Genomic DNA, 19459 nt, shown 5'->3' on the forward strand with positions numbered 1-19459 from the left:
TGGTATAATAGATGGTAACCGTAACGTTGCCGTCTTTTTTGTCGGCTAATAGAAAGAGAAGAGAATGTTAAAGAAAAATGACATTGTAGAAGTTGAAATTGTTGACTTGACCCATGAAGGCGCAGGAGTTGCCAAGGTAGATGGTTTGGTCTTTTTTGTAGAGAATGCTTTACCGAGTGAAAAAATCCTCATGCGTGTCCTCAAGGTTAATAAAAAGATTGGTTTTGGAAAAGTAGAAGAATACCTTGTCCAGTCACCACACCGTAATCAAGATCTAGATTTGGCTTACCTGCGTTCAGGAATCGCGGATTTAGGTCATCTTGCCTATCCAGAACAGCTCAAGTTTAAAACCAAGCAAGTCAAAGACAGTCTATATAAGATTGCTGGAATTGATGATATAGAGGTTGCTGAAACTTTAGGTATGGAAAATCCAGTCAAGTACCGTAACAAAGCACAGGTCCCTGTTCGTCGAGTGAATGGTGTTTTGGAAACAGGATTTTTCCGTAAGAATTCCCACGACCTCATGCCTTTGGAAGATTTCTTTATACAAGATTCTGTGATTGATGAGGTAGTAGTAGGTCTACGTGACTTGCTACGTCGTTATGATTTGAAACCTTATGATGAAAAGGAACAATCTGGCTTGATTCGAAATCTTGTGGTGCGTCGTGGGCACTATTCAGGGCAAATCATGGTCATTTTGGTGACAACTCGTCCCAAAGTTTTTCGTGTTGACCAATTGATTGAACAAGTCATCAAGCAGTTTCCAGAGATTGTGTCTGTTATGCAAAATATCAATGACCAGAACACTAATGCTATTTTTGGTAAGGAATGGCGTACGCTTTATGGACAAGATTTTATCACTGACCAGATGTTGGGAAATGACTACCAAATCGCTGGCCCTGCCTTTTATCAAGTCAATACTGAAATGGCTGAAAAACTTTATCAAACAGCTATTGACTTTGCTGAATTAAAAGAAGATGATGTGGTCATTGATGCCTATTCTGGTATCGGGACGATTGGTATTTCTGTTGCGAAACACGTCAAGGAAGTCTATGGTGTTGAAGTAATTCCAGAAGCGGTTGAGAATAGTAAGAAGAATGCTCAACTGAACAATATTTCAAATGCCAACTATGTCTGTGACACAGCTGAAAATGCTATGAAAAATTGGCTCAAGGAAGGTATTCAACCAAGCCTTATCCTAGTGGACCCACCAAGAAAAGGACTCACAGAAAGCTTTATCAAGGCAAGTAGCCAAACAGGAGCAGACCGCATTGCCTATATCTCCTGTAATGTTGCTACTATGGCGCGTGATATCAAACTCTACCAAGAATTGGGATATGAATTGAAGAAAGTCCAGCCGGTAGATCTTTTTCCTCAGACGCACCATGTCGAATGTGTAAGCTTGTTGGAGAAACGTAGTTAATCCTTAAAAGGTTCCCCAAACCTTTTGAGTTCCGCAGACTTACCATGTTGAGGCAGTATCACTGCTTGTACAAGCTGAGGTATCAGCGAAGTAGAAGTAGATGCTCCATCTATGGGATAGGACTCGTAGAATGAAGAGGAAAACCGACGAAACGATAAGGTAAGTCCGAAACGCTCAGTGTGTAGCTTTGTTGCTAAAAGCGTAGAAACCTTTGAACGAAAGGAATAATAGACTTTCTGCGAAACAAAATATAATACAATAAAACTATGAATTCTGAAGCAAGTCAGCAATTAAGCGATAGCCGTTTCAAGAGCCTTGTAGGTGTTCAGCGCACGACTTTTGAAGAGATGTTAGCTGTGTTAAAAACAGCTTATCAACGTAAACGCGCAAAAGGTGGACGAAAACCCAAATTAAGCCTAGACGATCTCCTCATGGTAACTATTCAATACATGCGAGAATAGTGCACTTATGAACAAATTGCGGCTGATTTTGGCATTCACGAAAGCAACATAATTAGTCGGAGTCAATGGATTGAAGCAACTCTTATTCAAAATGGTTTTACGATTTCAAATTCTGCCTTAATTCTGTAAAAACAGTAAAATTCGAAGGATTGTAAGGTAAGAGTTTTTTTCTTTCTGAAAAAATGGTATAATAGCAATCAAAACTAGAAAATAAAACGGAATTTGGAACAGATTTGTCTGTATCCTAGTAGAGTGGTGATACTATGAAGATTAGTAAGAGGCACTTATTAAATTATTCCATCTTGATTCCTTACTTGCTTTTATCTATTTTGGGCTTGATTGTGGTCTATTCGACCACCAGCGCTATTTTAATTGAAGAAGGCAAGAGCGCCTTGCAATTGGTTCGAAACCAAGGAATCTTTTGGATTGTTAGTTTGATACTGATTGCCTTAATTTATAAATTGAGACTAGATTTTTTGAGAAATGAGCGACTAATCATTTTAGTTATATTGATAGAAATGCTTTTATTGTTCTTAGCTCGTTTTATTGGTATTTCCGTAAACGGGGCATACGGTTGGATTTCGGTTGCAGGAGTAACTATTCAGCCAGCTGAGTACTTAAAAATCATTATTATTTGGTATTTGGCTCACCGATTCTCCAAACAGCAAGAAGAAATAGCTATTTATGATTTTCAAGTTTTGACTCAAAATCAATGGCTTCCCCGTGCTTTTAATGATTGGCGATTCGTTCTCCTAGTTCTGATTGGAAGTTTGGGAATTTTCCCTGATTTAGGAAATGCGACTATTTTAGTCTTGGTTTCCTTGATTATGTATACAGTTAGTGGAATCGCTTATCGCTGGTTTTCAACCATTCTGGCCCTCGTATCTGCCGCTTCTGTCTTTTTCTTGACCACTATCAGCCTAATCGGTGTTGAGACCTTTTCAAAAATTCCAGTATTTGGCTATGTAGCCAAGCGCTTTAGTGCCTTTTTTAATCCTTTTGCCGATCGTGCGGATGCGGGTCACCAGTTAGCTAATTCTTATTTTGCCATGGTCAATGGCGGTTGGTTTGGTCTAGGTCTTGGGAATTCGATTGAAAAACGAGGTTATTTACCAGAAGCTCATACAGACTTTGTCTTTTCTATCGTGATTGAAGAATTTGGCTTTGTTGGTGCCAGTCTTATTTTAGCTCTCTTGTTTTTCATGATTTTGCGGATTATCTTGGTCGGTATCCGAGCGGAGAATCCTTTCAATGCCATGGTTGCACTCGGTGTCGGAGGGATGATGTTGGTTCAGGTATTTGTCAATATCGGAGGGATTTCGGGCTTGATTCCATCTACAGGAGTAACCTTCCCCTTCTTATCCCAGGGGGGGAATAGTCTTCTAGTCTTATCAGTGGCAGTGGCCTTTGTCTTAAATATTGATGCCAGTGAAAAACGCGCTAAGTTGTACCGAGAATTGGAAAATCAACCAATGAACCTTCTGTGAAGTAGAATAAAGAAAGGATAGTCTATGTCTCTTCAAAAATTAGAAAATTATAGTAATAAAAGTGTTGTGCAAGAAGAAGTATTGATTCTAACAGAATTGCTGGAAGATATTACTAAAAATATGCTTGCCCCAGAGACCTTTGAAAAAATCATGCAGTTGAAAGAATTATCAACGCAGGAAGATTATCAAGGTCTAAACCGTCTAGTGACTAGCTTATCAAATGATGAAATGGTCTATATTTCACGCTATTTTTCAATCTTACCTCTTTTGATTAATATTTCAGAGGATGTGGATTTAGCTTATGAAATCAATCATCAAAATAATATTGATCAGGACTATTTAGGTAAATTATCAACAACGATCAAAATGGTTGCTGAAAAAGAAAATGCCGCTGAAATTCTTGAACACTTGAATGTTGTCCCTGTTTTGACAGCCCATCCAACACAAGTGCAACGCAAAAGTATGTTGGATTTAACAAATCATATTCATAGTCTTTTGCGTAAATACCGTGATGTTAAGTTGGGGTTGATCAATAAAGAAAAATGGCACAATGATTTGCGTCGTTATATCGAAATTATCATGCAGACAGACATGATTCGTGAGAAAAAATTAAAAGTGACTAACGAAATCACGAATGCTATGGAATATTACAACAGCTCCTTTTTGAAAGCTGTACCTCATTTGACGACGGAGTATAAGCGCTTAGCGCAAGCGCATGGATTGAATTTAAAACAGGCTAAACCGATCACCATGGGAATGTGGATTGGTGGAGACCGTGATGGTAATCCCTTTGTTACAGCAGAGACCTTGAAACAGTCTGCACTTACTCAGTGTGAAGTCATCATGAACTATTATGATGAAAAGATTTACCAACTTTATCGTGAATTTTCTCTTTCAACTAGCATTGTCAACGTCAGCAAGCAAGTCAGAGAAATGGCTCGTCAATCCAAGGATAACTCGATTTACCGCGAAAAAGAGCTTTACCGTCGTGCCTTGTTTGATATTCAATCAAAAATCCAAGCAACAAAAACCTATCTGATTGAGGATAAGGAAGTTGGGACTCGCTATGAAACCGCCAATGATTTCTACAAGGATTTGATTGCCATTCGAGATTCTCTACTAGAAAATAAGGGCGAGTCCTTGATTTCAGGTGATTTTGTGGAATTATTGCAGGCAGTAGAGATATTTGGTTTTTACCTAGCATCAATTGATATGCGACAAGACTCTAGCGTCTATGAAGCCTGTGTGGCAGAACTCTTGAAATCAGCAGGAATTCATTCTCGCTATAGTGAGTTGAGTGAAGAAGAAAAGTGTGACCTTCTCTTGAAAGAATTAGAAGAAGATCCCCGAATTCTTTCTGCGACTCACGCAGAAAAATCAGAATTATTAGCAAAAGAACTAGCTATTTTTAAGACGGCTCGTGTTTTGAAAGATAAGTTGGGCGATGATGTCATCCGTCAGACCATCATTTCACATGCTACCAGCCTTTCTGATATGCTAGAATTAGCTATTCTATTAAAAGAAGTAGGATTGGTGGATACGGAAAGGGCGCGTGTTCAGATTGTTCCCCTTTTTGAAACAATTGAAGACTTGGATCATTCAGAGGAAACAATGAGAAAATATCTTTCTCTTAGCCTTGCCAAAAAATGGATTGCTTCACGCAATAACTACCAAGAAATCATGCTTGGTTACTCTGATAGTAATAAAGATGGCGGTTACTTATCATCATGTTGGACCCTTTACAAGGCTCAACAACAATTGACTGCTATTGGAGATGAATTTGGCGTTAAGGTTACCTTCTTCCATGGTCGTGGTGGGACTGTCGGTCGTGGTGGTGGGCCAACCTATGAGGCTATCACCTCTCAACCGCTCAAGTCTATCAAGGATCGTATCCGCTTGACGGAGCAAGGAGAAGTAATTGGCAATAAATACGGTAACAAAGATGCTGCCTACTATAACCTTGAAATGCTAGTATCGGCAGCTATTAACCGTATGATTACGCAGAAGAAGAGCGATACCAATACCTCAAATCGTTATGAAGCCATTATGGATCAAGTAGTGGACCGTAGTTACGATATCTACCGTGATTTGGTCTTTGGTAATGAGCATTTCTATGACTATTTCTTCGAGTCAAGTCCAATCAAGGCTATTTCAAGCTTTAATATTGGTTCTCGTCCAGCCGCTCGTAAGACGATTACTGAAATCGGTGGTTTGCGTGCCATCCCTTGGGTATTCTCATGGTCACAGAGTCGTGTTATGTTCCCTGGATGGTACGGAGTTGGTTCAAGTTTCAAGGAATTTATCGATAAAAATCCAGAGAATATTGCTATCTTACGAGATATGTACCAAAATTGGCCTTTCTTCCAATCGCTTCTTTCAAATGTTGATATGGTTTTGTCAAAATCAAATATGAATATTGCTTTTGAATATGCTAAACTTTGTGAAGATGAGCAAGTTAAGGTCATCTATGAGACTATTTTAAATGAATGGCAAGTTACTAAGAACGTTATCTTGGCTATTGAAGGACATGACGAACTCTTAGCTGACAATCCATATCTAAAAGCGAGTCTGGATTACCGTATGCCTTACTTTAATATTCTCAACTATATTCAGTTAGAGTTGATTAAACGCCAACGTCGTGGAGAATTGTCCAGTGATCAAGAACGATTGATTCATATCACCATCAACGGAATTGCGACAGGATTGCGTAATTCAGGCTAATCATTTTCAAAAGTGAAGATCAAAAAAATTCTAATAGACTATTGACAAGTAGTTTAAAAATGATATAATTTAACCATTCAGAAAAGTAATCGTACAAACTTTCAAGAGAGTCTGTGGTAGCTGAAAACAGATAAGTGGCGATGATGAAAATTGGGCTGAATGCTATTTAGAATTTGAAATCATAAAAATTCGGTGAGCACACCTTACAGTGCATCTCGTTATTGCGAGACAGAGCGATAGGGAAATTCCCTATAATTGAGGTGGTACCGCGCATCGACGTCCTCACACAAGTTTTTTGTGTGAGGACTTTTTTGATGGAGGTTAGTATGGAAAGAAAACGATGGCGTCGCTTGTTTATACTCAATGAAAATCAAAGTACAAACTAGGAAGCTAGCCGCAGGTTGCTCAAAGCACTGCTTTGAGGTTGTGGATAGAACTGACGAAGTCAGTAACCATAGCTACGGCAAGGTGAAGCTGACGTGGTTTGAAGAGATTTTCGAAGAGTATTAGATAAGTGAAGTATTTTAAAGGAATTAAAAAGGAGAAATAAAATGAAAAATAAACGTTTAATTGGAATTATCGCTGCATTAGCAGTCTTAGTAGCAGGAAGCTTGATTTATTCTTCAATGAATAAATCAGAAGCTCAGAATAATAAGGATGAGAAGAAAATAGCCAAGATTGGTGTGCTTCAATTTGTGAGCCATCCATCCCTTGACTTGATTTATAAAGGGATTCAAGCTGGACTTGCAGAAGAAGGTTATAAAGATGACCAGTTGAAAATCGACTTTATGAACTCAGAAGGTGACCAAAGTAAGGTTGCGACAATGAGTAAACAATTGGTTGCAAATGGGAATGATCTTGTGGTTGGTATCGCAACACCAGCTGCTCAAGGTTTGGCTAGTGCCACAAAAGACCTACCGGTTATCATGGCTGCTATTACAGACCCAATTGGTGCTAACTTGGTTAAAGATTTGAAAAGACCAGGTGGCAACGTTACAGGGGTATCTGACCACAATCCAGCTCAACAACAAGTTGAACTCATCAAGACTCTGACACCGAATGTGAAAACAATCGGAGCTCTTTACTCAAGTAGCGAAGACAATTCAAAAACACAGGTCGAAGAATTTAAGGCTTATGCTGAAAAAGCAGGTCTGACAGTGGAAACATTTGCAGTTCCTTCAACAAATGAAATTGCCTCAACTGTCACTGTTATGACTAGCAAGGTAGATGCTATTTGGGTTCCAATTGATAACACCATTGCATCAGGATTTCCAACGGTTGTCTCTAGCAATCAAAGTTCTAAGAAACCAATTTATCCAAGTGCGGCAGCTATGGTAGAAGTAGGTGGTTTGGCATCCGTTGTAGTTGACCAACATGACCTTGGTGTGGCAACTGGAAAAATGATTGCGCAAGTTCTGAAAGGTGCAAAACCAGCTGATACCCCAGTCAATGTCTTTTCAACTGGTAAGTCAGTGATCAATAAAAAAATAGCTCAAGAACTAGGTATTACGATTCCTGAGTCTGTTCTCAAAGAAGCAGGACAAGTCATCGAATAAATAAGGTAGGGAGGAGGAGACTCTTCCCATTTTTTAAAAAGATGAATATAGAAAGGATTAAATAAAATATGATTGTTTCCATTATTTCTCAAGGATTTGTCTGGGCTATTCTAGGTCTGGGAATCTTTATGACATTTAGGATTTTGAACTTTCCAGATATGACAACAGAAGGTTCCTTCCCTCTTGGGGGAGCTGTTGCTGTCACTCTGATAACCAAAGGCGTGAACCCTTTTTTAGCGACACTGCTTGCTGTAGGAGCAGGTTGTTTGGCTGGTATGGCAGCAGGACTTCTTTATACAAAAGGGAAGATCCCAACTTTGCTCTCAGGGATTTTGGTGATGACTTCCTGTCACTCTATCATGCTCTTGATTATGGGACGTGCCAATTTAGGCTTACTTGGAACCAAGCAAATCCAGGATGTTTTGCCTTTTGATTCAGATTTGAACCAACTCTTGACAGGTCTTATCTTTGTCAGTTTTGTTATTGCTCTCATGCTCTTTTTCTTGGATACCAAACTCGGACAAGCCTATATTGCTACAGGTGACAATCCTGATATGGCTAGAAGTTTCGGGATTCATACTGGACGCATGGAGCTCATGGGCTTGGTCTTATCAAATGGTGTGATTGCCCTTGCAGGAGCTCTCATTGCCCAGCAAGAAGGGTATGCTGATGTATCTCGAGGGATCGGGGTTATCGTTGTGGGGCTTGCAAGTTTGATTATTGGAGAAGTTATTTTCAAGAGTTTGAGTTTGGCAGAACGTCTGGTTACCATCGTTGTAGGTTCTATCGCTTATCAATTCTTAGTGTGGGCGGTTATTGCGCTTGGCTTTAATACAAGTTACCTTCGTTTGTACAGCGCCGTGATTTTAGCAGTCTGCCTCATGATTCCAACATTTAAGCAAACCATCTTGAAAGGAGCCAAGTTAAGCAAATGACAGCAATTGTAGAATTAAAAAATGCAACCAAAATCGTTAAAAATGGCTTTGATGAAGAGAAGATTATTTTAAATGATGTTTCCTTAGAAATTTTTGAACAGGATTTCATCACGATTTTAGGTGGAAATGGTGCTGGGAAATCAACTCTCTTTAACACTATTGCAGGAACCTTATCACTAACCAGTGGAACTATCCGTATTTTGGGTGAAGATGTTAGCAAGTTTTCACCAGAAAAGCGGGCTAAGTATCTATCTCGAGTCTTCCAAGATCCAAAGATGGGGACAGCTCCTCGTATGACAGTGGCAGAGAATCTCTTGATTGCCAAGTTTCGTGGTGAAAAGCGTGGATTGTTACCACGACGCTTGACTATTTATAAGGATGAATTTCAGGCGACCATTGAAAAAGTAGGAAATGGTCTTGAGAAACACTTGAATACACCGATTGAGTTCTTATCAGGTGGGCAAAGACAGGCTTTGAGTCTCTTGATGGCAACCTTGAAGCGTCCTGAATTACTCTTGTTAGACGAGCATACTGCAGCCCTTGATCCAAAGACTAGTGTTGCTTTGATGGAATTGACAGATGAATTTGTTAAGAATGACCAGCTGACAGCGCTTATGATTACTCATCATATGGAAGATGCTCTTAAGTATGGCAATCGATTAATTGTCATGAAAGAAGGACGAATTATCCAAGATTTGAACCAAGAAGAAAAAGCAAAAATGAAAATCTCTGATTATTATCAACTCTTTGAATAAAGTAGGGAAAACGAGTGAAATGGTTTACTTTTTTTCTGAAATAAAGTATACTATATAAAGTAAACTATGATAACATGGAGGTATTGTGTATGGTTGACAAACAAGTCATTGAAGAAATCAAAAACAATGCCAACATTGTGGAAGTCATAGGAGATGTGATTTCTTTACAAAAGGCAGGACGGAACTATCTAGGGCTCTGTCCTTTTCATGGTGAAAAAACACCTTCTTTCAACGTTGTAGAGGACAAGCAGTTTTACCACTGTTTTGGTTGTGGTCGCTCAGGTGATGTCTTTAAGTTCATCGAGGAGTACCAAGGGGTTCCCTTTATGGAGGCTGTGCAGATTTTAGGTCAGCGTGTTGGGATTGAGGTGGAAAAACCGCTTTATAGTGAACAGAAACCAGCCTCGCCTCACCAAGCTCTTTATGATATGCATGAAGATGCGGCTAAATTTTATCATGCTATTCTCATGACAACGACTATGGGGGAGGAGGCCAGAAACTATCTTTATCAGCGTGGTTTGACAGATGAAGTGCTCAAGCATTTTCGGATTGGTTTAGCACCTCCAGAACGAAACTATCTCTATCAACGTTTGTCTGGTCAGTATCGTGATGAGGATTTCCTAGATTCAGGACTGTTTTACCTCTCAGATGCAAATCAATTTGTAGACACCTTTCACAATCGGATTATGTTTCCCCTGACAAATGACCAGGGAAAGGTCATTGCCTTTTCAGGTCGTATCTGGCAGAAAACGGATTCACAAACTTCTAAGTATAAAAATAGCCGTTCGACTGCAATTTTTAACAAAAGTTACGAATTATATCATATGGATAGGGCAAAAAAATCTTCTGGTAAAGCCAGTGAGATTTACCTCATGGAAGGGTTCATGGATGTCATCGCAGCCTATCGGGCTGGAATCGAAAACGCTGTTGCGTCCATGGGAACAGCCTTGAGTCGTGAGCATGTTGAGCATCTGAAAAGGTTAACCAAGAAGTTGGTTCTTGTTTACGATGGCGATAAGGCTGGGCAAGCCGCGACTTTGAAAGCGCTGGACGAAATTGGTGATATACCTGTTCAAATCGTCAGCATGCCTGATAACTTGGATCCAGATGAGTATCTACAAAAAAATGGACCAGAAGACTTGGCCTATCTATTAACAAAAACTCGTATTAGTCCGATTGAGTTTTACATTCACCAGTACAAGCCTGAAAACAGTGAAAATCTGCAGGCCCAGATTGAGTTTATTGAAAAAATAGCTCCCTTGATTGTTCAAGAAAAGTCTATCACTGCTCAAAACAGCTATATTCATATTTTAGCTGACAGTCTGGCGTCCTTTGATTATGCCCAGATTGAGCAGATTGTTAATGAGAGCCGTCAGGTACAAAGGCAGAATCGCATGGAAGGAATTTCTAGACCGACGCCAATCACCATGCCTGTCACCAAGCAGTTATCGGCTATTATGAGGGCAGAAGCCCATCTACTTTATCGAATGATGGAATCTCCTCTTGTTTTGAACGATTACCGTTTGCGAGAAGACTTTGCATTTGACACACCTGAATTTCAGGTTTTATATGACTTGCTTGGCCAGTATGGGAATCTTCCTCCAGAAGTTTTAGCAGAACAGACAGAGGAAGTTGAAAGAGCTTGGTACCAAGTCTTAGCTCAGGATTTACCTGCCGAGATGTCACCGCAGGAGCTTAGTGAAGTAGAAATGACTCGAAACAAGGCTCTCTTGAATCAGGACAATATGAGAATCAAAAAGAAGGTGCAGGAAGCTAGCCATGTAGGAGATACGGACACAGCCCTAGAAGAATTGGAACGTTTAATTTCCCAAAAGAGAAGAATGGAGTAATAATGGCAACAAAACAAAAAGAAGTAACAACATTTGACGTACAAGTAGCAGAATTTATCCGTAATCATAAACAAAAAGGGACAGCAACAGACGATGAAATCAATGCTAGTCTAGTTGTTCCTTTTACCTTGGATGCTGATGGGGTTGAAGACCTTTTGCAACGAATTCAGGATGCAGGGATTTCTATCACAGATAACGAAGGAAATCCAAGTGCGCGTGTTCTTAGTGCAGAAGAAGAGCCAGAACTCAGCGACGAGGACTTGATTGGTTCAACTTCGGCTAAGGTTAACGACCCTGTCCGTATGTACTTGAAAGAAATTGGTGTCGTTCCTCTCTTGACCAATGAAGAGGAAAAAGAATTGGCACTAGCTGTTGAAGCTGGTGATATCGAAGCCAAACAACGTCTTGCGGAAGCCAACCTTCGTTTGGTTGTTTCCATTGCCAAGCGTTATGTCGGCCGTGGTATGCAGTTCCTTGACTTGATTCAAGAAGGGAACATGGGCTTGATGAAGGCAGTTGACAAGTTTGACTATTCTAAAGGATTCAAATTCTCAACTTACGCAACTTGGTGGATTCGTCAGGCCATCACTCGTGCTATTGCGGATCAAGCTCGTACCATCCGTATCCCAGTCCACATGGTTGAAACTATTAATAAATTGGTTCGTGAACAACGTAATCTCCTTCAAGAATTGGGACAAGATCCAACGCCAGAACAAATCGCTGAACGTATGGATATGACTCCTGACAAGGTACGTGAAATCTTGAAGATTGCCCAAGAGCCAGTATCGCTTGAAACACCAATCGGTGAAGAGGATGATAGCCACCTTGGGGACTTTATTGAAGACGAAGTGATTGAAAATCCAGTGGACTACACAACTCGTATCGTTTTGCGTGAGCAATTGGATGAGGTCTTGGATACTCTTACAGACCGTGAAGAAAACGTCTTGCGTCTACGCTTCGGACTAGATGATGGGAAAATGCGCACCCTTGAAGATGTGGGTAAAGTCTTTAACGTAACCCGTGAGCGTATCCGTCAGATTGAAGCAAAGGCTTTGAGAAAACTACGCCAACCAAGTCGCAGCAAACCGCTTCGTGATTTTATTGAAGACTAGGAGTGAGGAAAATATGGCTTATACAGAAGAGCAAATTGATAACATCAAAACACGAATTTTAACAGCCTTGGAAGAAGTCATCGACCCTGAGTTGGGAATCGATATTGTCAATCTTGGTTTGATCTACGAGATTCGTTTTGACGGTGACACAGGGCAAACAGAGATTGATATGACGTTGACAACTATGGGTTGTCCCCTAGCAGACCTTTTGACAGACCAGATTTATGATGCCATGACAGAGGTTCCAGAAGTAACGGATACTGAGGTTAAATTGGTTTGGTATCCAGCCTGGACAGTTGAAAAAATGAGTCGCTATGCCCGCATTGCCCTAGGCATTAAGTAAACATATAATAGCATGTGAGAGATTATTGGAAAAGCGAGGAAATTTCCCTTCTTTTCCTCTAGTCTCTCCTTTCTTTTGCTGATTTTATTCAAAGAAAATGATATAATGGTAGTTATGGAAAAAAAGAAATTACGCATCAATATGTTGAGTTCAAGTGAGAAAGTAGCAGGACAAGGAGTTTCAGGTGCCTACCGTGAATTAGTTCGTCTTCTTCACCGTGATGCCAAGGACCAATTGCTTGTTACAGAAAATCTTCCAATAGAGACAGATGTGACTCACTTTCATACAATTGATTTCCCCTATTATTTATCAACCTTCCAAAAGAAACGCTCAGGAAGGAAAATTGGCTATGTGCATTTCTTACCTGATACACTTGAGGGGAGTTTGAAAATTCCATTTTTCTTAAAGGGAATTGTTAAACGCTATGTATTTTCTTTTTACAATCGGATGGAGCACTTGGTTGTGGTCAATCCGATGTTTATTGAGGATTTGGTGGCAGCGGGTATTCCACGTGAAAAAGTGACTTATATTCCTAACTTTGTAAACAAGGAAAAATGGCATCCTCTACCACAAGAAGAGGTAGTGAGACTGCGAACAGAGCTAGGTCTTAGTGAAAATCAGTTTATCGTAGTAGGTGCTGGTCAAGTTCAAAAACGTAAAGGGATTGATGACTTTATCCGTCTGGCTGAGGAATTGCCTCAGATTACCTTTATATGGGCCGGTGGTTTCTCTTTTGGTGGTATGACAGATGGTTATGAACGCTATAAGAAAATGATGGACAATCCACCTGAAAATTTGATGTTTCCAGGTATCGTGTCACCAGAGCGGATGCGCGAATTGTATGCCCTAGCGAATCTTTTCTTGTTGCCCAGTTACAATGAACTTTTCCCCATGACTATTTTAGAGGCTGCCAGTTGCGAAGCTCCTATTATGTTGCGTGATTTAGATCTCTATAAGGTGATTTTGGAGGGAAATTATCGGGCGACAGCAGATAGAGAAGAGATGAAAGAGGCTATTTTAGAATATCAAGCAAATCCTGTTGCCTTAAAAGATCTCAAAGAAAAAGCTAAGAATATTTCTAGAGAGTATTCAGAAGAGCATCTGTTACAAATCTGGTTGGACTTTTATGAAAAACAAGCCGCTTTAGGGAGAAAGTAAAAAGTGAGGTAATCTATGCGAATTGGTTTATTTACAGATACCTATTTTCCTCAGGTTTCAGGTGTTGCGACCAGTATTCGAACCTTGAAAACAGAACTTGAAAAGCAGGGACATGCTGTTTTTATCTTTACGACAACAGATAAGGATGTCAATCGTTATGAAGATTGGCAAATTATCCGCATTCCAAGTGTTCCCTTCTTTGCTTTTAAGGATCGCCGCTTTGCCTACCGAGGTTTTAGCAAGGCGCTTGAAATTGCTAAACAATATCAACTGGATATTATCCACACTCAGACAGAATTTTCTCTTGGCTTGTTGGGGATTTGGATTGCGCGTGAATTGAAGATTCCAGTCATCCATACCTATCACACCCAATACGAAGACTATGTACATTATATTGCTAAGGGTATGTTGATTCGTCCTAGTATGGTCAAGTATCTGGTTAGAGGTTTTCTGCATGATGTGGATGGAGTCATTTGCCCGAGTGAGATTGTCCGAGACTTGCTATCTGACTATAAAGTCAAGGTTGAAAAACGTGTTATTCCTACAGGGATTGAATTAGCCAAGTTTGAGCGTCCAGAAATCAAGCAAGAAAATTTGAAAGAACTGCGTAGTAAACTAGAGATTCAAGATGATGAAAAGATGTTGCTGAGTCTTTCCAGAATTTCCTATGAAAAAAATATTCAAGCAGTATTAGCAGCCTTTGCAGAAGTTCTGAAAGAGGAAGACAAGGTTAAACTGGTGGTAGCTGGGGATGGTCCTTATCTGGATGACCTCAAAGAGCAAGCCCAGAAACTAGAGATTCAAGACTCTGTTGTCTTTACAGGGATGATTGCTCCTAGTGAGACAGCTCTTTACTATAAGGCGGCGGATTTCTTCATCTCGGCATCGACAAGTGAAACCCAAGGCTTGACCTACTTGGAAAGCTTAGCTAGTGGAACGCCTGTCATTGCTCATGGAAATCCTTATCTGGATAATCTGATCAGTGATAAAATGTTTGGAACCTTGTACTATGGGGAACATGATTTGGCCGGAGCTATTTTGGAAGCCCTGATTGCAACTCCAGATATGGATGAGCATACCTTATCAGAGAAATTGTACGAGATTTCAGCTGAGAACTTTGGAAAACGAGTGCATGAGTTTTATCTGGATGCCATTATTTCAAATAACTTCCAGAAAGATTTAGCAAAAGATGATACGGTCAGCCAGCGTATCTTTAAGACAGTTTTGTATTTACCGCAACAGGTGGTTGCTGTGCCCGTAAAAGGCTCTAGACGAATGCTGAGGGCTTCAAAAACACAGTTAATCAGCATCAGAGATTATTGGAAAGACCATGAAGAATAGAAAGAGGAATAGCTATGAAAAAACAATTGATGAGAAGTGGTAGTGATCAAAAAATTGCTGGAGTATGTGCTGGGGTCGCAAATTATTTTGATATTGATCCGACTATTGTTCGTGTAATATGGGGTGTTCTTGCATTTTGTTATGGGGCAGGAATTGTAGCTTATATCATTTTATGGATTATTGCGCCAGTAGCAAGTGACTATTGAAAACTAGCTCAATTCATGCTAAGATAATAGAAAATAGAATGTAACGAAGGAGATAAAAATGGCATTTGGAGATAATGGAAAACGTAAAAAAACGATGTTTGAGAAATTAACCTTGCTTATCGTACTTATCATGTTAGTAGCAAGTATTTTGGGTATTTTTGCAACTGCAATTGGTGCCCTCAGTAATCTATAAAATAGATTCAAGAAAATTTTGTGACTGGGATTTCCCAGCCCTTTTTTAAAGTGAGAAGAAAAAATGAGTATGTTTTTAGATACAGCCAAGATCAAGGTCAAGGCTGGTAATGGTGGTGATGGCATGGTTGCCTTTCGCCGTGAAAAATATGTCCCTAATGGGGGTCCTTGGGGTGGTGACGGTGGTCGTGGAGGCAATGTCGTCTTCGTTGTAGATGAAGGTCTACGTACCCTCATGGATTTCCGCTACAATCGCCATTTCAAGGCTGATTCTGGTGAGAAAGGAATGACCAAAGGGATGCATGGTCGTGGTGCTGAGGACCTTAGAGTTCGAGTACCACAAGGTACGACTGTTCGTGATGCAGAGACTGGCAAGGTCTTGACAGATTTGATTGAACATGGTCAAGAATTTATCGTTGCCCACGGTGGTCGTGGTGGTCGTGGAAATATTCGTTTCGCAACACCAAAAAATCCTGCACCGGAAATCTCTGAAAATGGAGAACCAGGTCAGGAACGTGAGTTACAATTGGAACTAAAAATCTTGGCAGATGTCGGTTTAGTAGGTTTTCCATCTGTTGGGAAATCAACACTGCTCAGTGTTATTACCTCAGCTAAACCTAAAATTGGTGCCTACCACTTTACGACCATTGTGCCAAATCTAGGTATGGTTCGCACCCAATCAGGTGAATCCTTTGCAGTAGCCGATTTGCCAGGTTTGATTGAAGGGGCTAGTCAAGGTGTTGGTTTGGGAACCCAGTTCCTCCGTCATATTGAGCGTACACGTGTCATCCTTCACATCATTGATATGTCAGCTAGCGAAGGTCGTGATCCTTATGAGGATTATCTGGCCATTAACAAGGAGTTGGAGTCATATAATCTTCGTCTCATGGAGCGTCCACAGATTATTGTAGCTAATAAGATGGATATGCCTGAGAGTCAGGAAAATCTTGAAGAATTCAAGAAGAAATTAGCTGAAAATTACGATGAATTTGAAGAGCTACCAGCTATTTTCCCAATATCTGGTTTGACCAAGCAAGGTTTGGCTACACTTTTGGATGCTACAGCTGAATTGTTAGACAAGACACCAGAATTCTTGCTTTACGACGAGTCCGATATGGAAGAAGAAGCTTACTATGGATTTGACGAGGAAGAGAAAGCCTTTGAAATTAGCCGTGATGACGATGCGACATGGGTACTTTCCGGTGAAAAACTGATGAAACTCTTTAATATGACCAACTTTGATCGTGACGAATCAGTCATGAAATTTGCCCGTCAATTACGTGGTATGGGGGTTGATGAAGCCCTTCGTGCGCGTGGTGCTAAGGATGGGGATTTGGTCCGCATTGGTAAATTTGAATTTGAATTTGTAGACTAGGAGACTAGTATGGGAGATAAACCGATATCTTTCCGAGATGCGGATGGCAATTTTGTTTCCGCCGCAGATGTTTGGAATGAAAAGAAATTGGAAGAACTATTTAATCGTCTCAATCCAAATCGTGCTCTGAGATTGGCACGAACTAAAAAAGACAATCCATCTCAGTAAAGAAGCTAAAAAATCCCGTGCCTCATCAGACACGGGATTTTGTGGTACAACGGGCATGTATAGCAAACTGAATCTGGAATAGCACAGGATATCTTCTAAAATATTGTTATCAATTGATTTGAATTTTAAAATTAAATTGTTTGATTCTTATTTCACTTTGTTATAGTATATCTGATGTCAAAGTTCTCGGCGAGTCAAATAGCGATTCCCAAGCCTGACTATCGTGAGGTAGCGGGTTAAAACGGTCTGGGGATAGACCGTTTTAAGTCTGTCGCTGGAAATAAGAATCGTCAGAGGAAGGGATAGCGAAATCGTGGCTCTACGAACAGGAACGTGATAGTAAGGTGTATATAGTGGATAAGGGGGCTCAGAACTCTAAATTCCAAAAAGGTAGTACATAAAGCACGAGAGTAATTGAATTCGTACTAAGATTTCCTATTTTCACTGTAACCTTTTAACGTCCTCATATCTTGTATAAACGAGGATAGATGTACGACTTATCCCGTGAGGTCTATCACTATAAAGAGAAAACGACAGATAGAAGTGATCCTGAGTCACGGTTATCTTTAAAATAGATTGTCTGATAGGATGCTAGCCTGAAAACGTCTTGTTCATGAAATATAGGACGGTATGTATAAAACGCTTCTGTGAACTGAGAGAAGGGGGAGAAGTTCTTTCTAAAGTTTAGTTGAACAGCCGTATTCCGATACTTAGATAAGGGAGCTAGTCTTAGCTCCTACTCGATTTCAGGGGACAAAAAAGGGGTAATAGCGCTTCGAGAAAGATTATACTCAAAATCTCTTCAAACCACGTCAGCGTCGCCTTGCCGTATATATATGTTACTGACTTCGTCAGTTCTATCTGCAACCTCAAAACAGTGTTTTGAGCTGCCTTCGTCAGTCTTATCTACAACCTCAAAACAGTGTTTTGAGCAGCCTGCGGCTAGCTTCCTAATCTGCTCTTTGGTTTTCATTGAGTATCAGTGACTAACTCATCAACTCTGATTTATCCAATAAAATTGAAAAGGATGGAAAAAAGGTTGCATTTATGATATAATTTATTTTAAAGACCTTATTAGAAATCTTGAGAGAGTATTGAAAACTTAGAATGAGAAAAATTGTTATCAATGGTGGATTACCACTACAAGGTGAAATCACTATTAGTGGTGCTAAAAATAGTGTTGTGGCCTTAATTCCGGCTATTATCTTGGCTGATGATGTGGTGACTTTGGATTGCGTTCCAGATATTTCGGATGTAGCCAGTCTTGTCGAAATTATGGAATTGATGGGAGCTACTGTTAAGCGTTATGACGATGTCTTGGAGATTGATCCAAGAGGTGTTCAAAATATTCCAATGCCTTATGGGAAAATCAATAGTCTTCGTGCATCTTATTATTTTTATGGAAGTCTTTTAGGTCGCTTTGGTGAAGCCACAGTTGGCTTGCCTGGAGGATGTGACCTTGGTCCTCGTCCGATTGACCTACACCTTAAGGCTTTTGAAGCTATGGGTGCCACTGTTAGCTACGAGGGAGATAACATGAAGTTATCTGCTAAAGATACAGGACTTCATGGTACAAGTATTTACATGGATACGATTAGTGTAGGAGCAACGATTAATACGATGATTGCTGCGGTTAAAGCAAATGGTCGTACTATTATTGAAAATGCAGCCCGTGAACCTGAAATTATTGATGTAGCTACCCTCTTGAATAATATGGGTGCCCATATCCGTGGGGCAGGAACCAATATCATCATTATTGATGGTGTCGAAAGATTACATGGGACCCGTCATCAGGTGATTCCAGACCGCATTGAAGCTGGAACATATATTTCCTTAGCTGCTGCAGTTGGTAAAGGAATTCGTATCAATAATGTTCTTTACGAACACCTAGAAGGATTTATTGCTAAGTTGGAAGAAATGGGAGTGAGAATGACTGTATCTGAAGACAGCATTTTTGTCGAGGAACAGTCTAATTTGAAAGCAATCAATATTAAGACGGCTCCTTACCCAAGCTTTGCAACTGATTTGCAACAACCGATTACCCCACTTTTACTAAGAGCGAATGGTCGTGGTACAATTGTCGATACGATTTACGAAAAACGTGTAAATCATGTTTTTGAACTAGTAAAGATGGATGCGAACATTTCGACAACAAATGGTCATATTTTGTACACGGGTGGACGTAGTTTACGTGGAGCCAGTGTTAAAGCAACTGACCTGAGAGCAGGTGCAGCTTTAGTTATTGCTGGTTTGATGGCCGAGGGACAAACTGAAATTATCAATGTCGAGTTTATCTTACGTGGTTATTCTGATATTATCGAAAAATTACGTAATCTAGGAGCGGATATTAGACTTGTTGAGTATTAAACCGTAGAG

General features: G+C 40.1%; 18 protein-coding genes, 1 pseudogene and 1 other annotated feature. Of the genes and pseudogenes, 18 read left to right on the forward strand and 1 reads right to left on the reverse strand.

Going from position 1 to position 19459, the window contains the following annotated elements:
- Positions 1-64 precede the first annotated feature (64 nt).
- The 17 genes and pseudogenes from rlmD (at position 65) to SPPN_RS13400 (ending at position 17083) form a co-directional block, all read left to right on the forward strand.
- Positions 65-1423 carry a 23S rRNA (uracil(1939)-C(5))-methyltransferase RlmD gene (gene rlmD / locus SPPN_RS05120; protein ID WP_000914558.1) on the forward strand — a complete coding sequence of 453 codons (1359 nt, stop codon included), beginning with the start codon at positions 65-67 and terminating at the stop codon, positions 1421-1423.
- A gap of 266 nt (positions 1424-1689) precedes the next feature.
- A pseudogene (locus SPPN_RS12015) lies at positions 1690-2004 on the forward strand (helix-turn-helix domain-containing protein); the annotation flags it as partial.
- A gap of 143 nt (positions 2005-2147) precedes the next feature.
- Positions 2148-3371, forward strand: a complete 1224-nt coding sequence (gene ftsW / locus SPPN_RS05130) for a cell division peptidoglycan polymerase FtsW (RefSeq protein ID WP_000703355.1) — start codon at positions 2148-2150, stop codon at positions 3369-3371.
- Positions 3372-3395: 24 nt separating this feature from the next.
- Positions 3396-6092 carry a phosphoenolpyruvate carboxylase gene (ppc, locus tag SPPN_RS05135; protein WP_000058211.1) on the forward strand — a complete coding sequence of 899 codons (2697 nt, stop codon included), beginning with the start codon at positions 3396-3398 and terminating at the stop codon, positions 6090-6092.
- A 69-nt stretch (positions 6093-6161) separates the two neighbouring features.
- Positions 6162-6379 (forward strand) — a binding site (T-box leader).
- 76 nt (positions 6380-6455) lie between these two features.
- Positions 6456-6602 (forward strand): hypothetical protein, encoded by a 147-nt coding sequence (locus tag SPPN_RS13910; RefSeq protein WP_000695828.1) that lies wholly within the window; start codon positions 6456-6458, stop codon positions 6600-6602.
- Positions 6603-6643: 41 nt separating this feature from the next.
- Positions 6644-7648: a tryptophan ABC transporter substrate-binding protein gene (gene trpX / locus SPPN_RS05145; RefSeq protein WP_000792152.1), complete on the forward strand. Its 1005-nt coding sequence runs from the start codon at positions 6644-6646 to the stop codon at positions 7646-7648.
- A 68-nt stretch (positions 7649-7716) separates the two neighbouring features.
- Complete coding sequence (locus SPPN_RS05150; protein ID WP_000637229.1) at positions 7717-8583, forward strand: ABC transporter permease; 867 nt, start codon at positions 7717-7719, stop codon at positions 8581-8583.
- Positions 8580-9338 (forward strand): ABC transporter ATP-binding protein, encoded by a 759-nt coding sequence (locus SPPN_RS05155; RefSeq protein ID WP_000125403.1) that lies wholly within the window; start codon positions 8580-8582, stop codon positions 9336-9338. The genes SPPN_RS05150 and SPPN_RS05155 overlap by 4 nt, the downstream gene beginning before the upstream one ends.
- A gap of 89 nt (positions 9339-9427) precedes the next feature.
- Positions 9428-11188, forward strand: a complete 1761-nt coding sequence (gene dnaG / locus SPPN_RS05160; protein WP_000227870.1) for a DNA primase — start codon at positions 9428-9430, stop codon at positions 11186-11188.
- Between the two features lie 2 nt (positions 11189-11190).
- Positions 11191-12300 (forward strand): RNA polymerase sigma factor RpoD, encoded by a 1110-nt coding sequence (gene rpoD, locus SPPN_RS05165; protein ID WP_000201908.1) that lies wholly within the window; start codon positions 11191-11193, stop codon positions 12298-12300.
- Positions 12301-12313: 13 nt separating this feature from the next.
- Positions 12314-12643, forward strand: a complete 330-nt coding sequence (locus tag SPPN_RS05170; protein WP_000331921.1) for a metal-sulfur cluster assembly factor — start codon at positions 12314-12316, stop codon at positions 12641-12643.
- A 114-nt stretch (positions 12644-12757) separates the two neighbouring features.
- Positions 12758-13801: an alpha-galactosylglucosyldiacylglycerol synthase gene (gene cpoA, locus SPPN_RS05175; RefSeq protein WP_014017252.1), complete on the forward strand. Its 1044-nt coding sequence runs from the start codon at positions 12758-12760 to the stop codon at positions 13799-13801.
- Between the two features lie 15 nt (positions 13802-13816).
- Complete coding sequence (locus SPPN_RS05180; protein WP_001219422.1) at positions 13817-15142, forward strand: glycosyltransferase family 4 protein; 1326 nt, start codon at positions 13817-13819, stop codon at positions 15140-15142.
- Positions 15143-15156: 14 nt separating this feature from the next.
- Positions 15157-15348: a PspC domain-containing protein gene (locus tag SPPN_RS05185; RefSeq protein ID WP_000744434.1), complete on the forward strand. Its 192-nt coding sequence runs from the start codon at positions 15157-15159 to the stop codon at positions 15346-15348.
- A gap of 58 nt (positions 15349-15406) precedes the next feature.
- Positions 15407-15541 carry a DUF4044 domain-containing protein gene (locus SPPN_RS05190; RefSeq protein WP_000863852.1) on the forward strand — a complete coding sequence of 45 codons (135 nt, stop codon included), beginning with the start codon at positions 15407-15409 and terminating at the stop codon, positions 15539-15541.
- Between the two features lie 63 nt (positions 15542-15604).
- Positions 15605-16915, forward strand: a complete 1311-nt coding sequence (gene obgE, locus SPPN_RS05195) for a GTPase ObgE (RefSeq protein ID WP_000061642.1) — start codon at positions 15605-15607, stop codon at positions 16913-16915.
- A 9-nt stretch (positions 16916-16924) separates the two neighbouring features.
- Positions 16925-17083, forward strand: coding sequence for a hypothetical protein (locus SPPN_RS13400; protein ID WP_007284777.1), 159 nt, complete (start codon positions 16925-16927; stop codon positions 17081-17083).
- 802 nt (positions 17084-17885) lie between these two features.
- On the opposite strand, the gene SPPN_RS13295 is transcribed toward SPPN_RS13400, so the two are convergent.
- Entirely contained in the window at positions 17886-18056 is a 171-nt protein-coding gene (locus tag SPPN_RS13295) for a hypothetical protein (RefSeq protein WP_000849970.1), read from the reverse strand.
- 134 nt (positions 18057-18190) lie between these two features.
- Here SPPN_RS13295 and SPPN_RS05210 point away from each other — a divergent pair, with 134 nt between their 5' ends.
- Positions 18191-19450 carry a UDP-N-acetylglucosamine 1-carboxyvinyltransferase gene (locus SPPN_RS05210; protein WP_001227095.1) on the forward strand — a complete coding sequence of 420 codons (1260 nt, stop codon included), beginning with the start codon at positions 18191-18193 and terminating at the stop codon, positions 19448-19450.
- Positions 19451-19459: the final 9 nt, after the last annotated feature.

The sequence above is a fragment of the Streptococcus pseudopneumoniae IS7493 genome, assembly GCF_000221985.1.
Classification (GTDB): domain Bacteria; phylum Bacillota; class Bacilli; order Lactobacillales; family Streptococcaceae; genus Streptococcus; species Streptococcus pseudopneumoniae.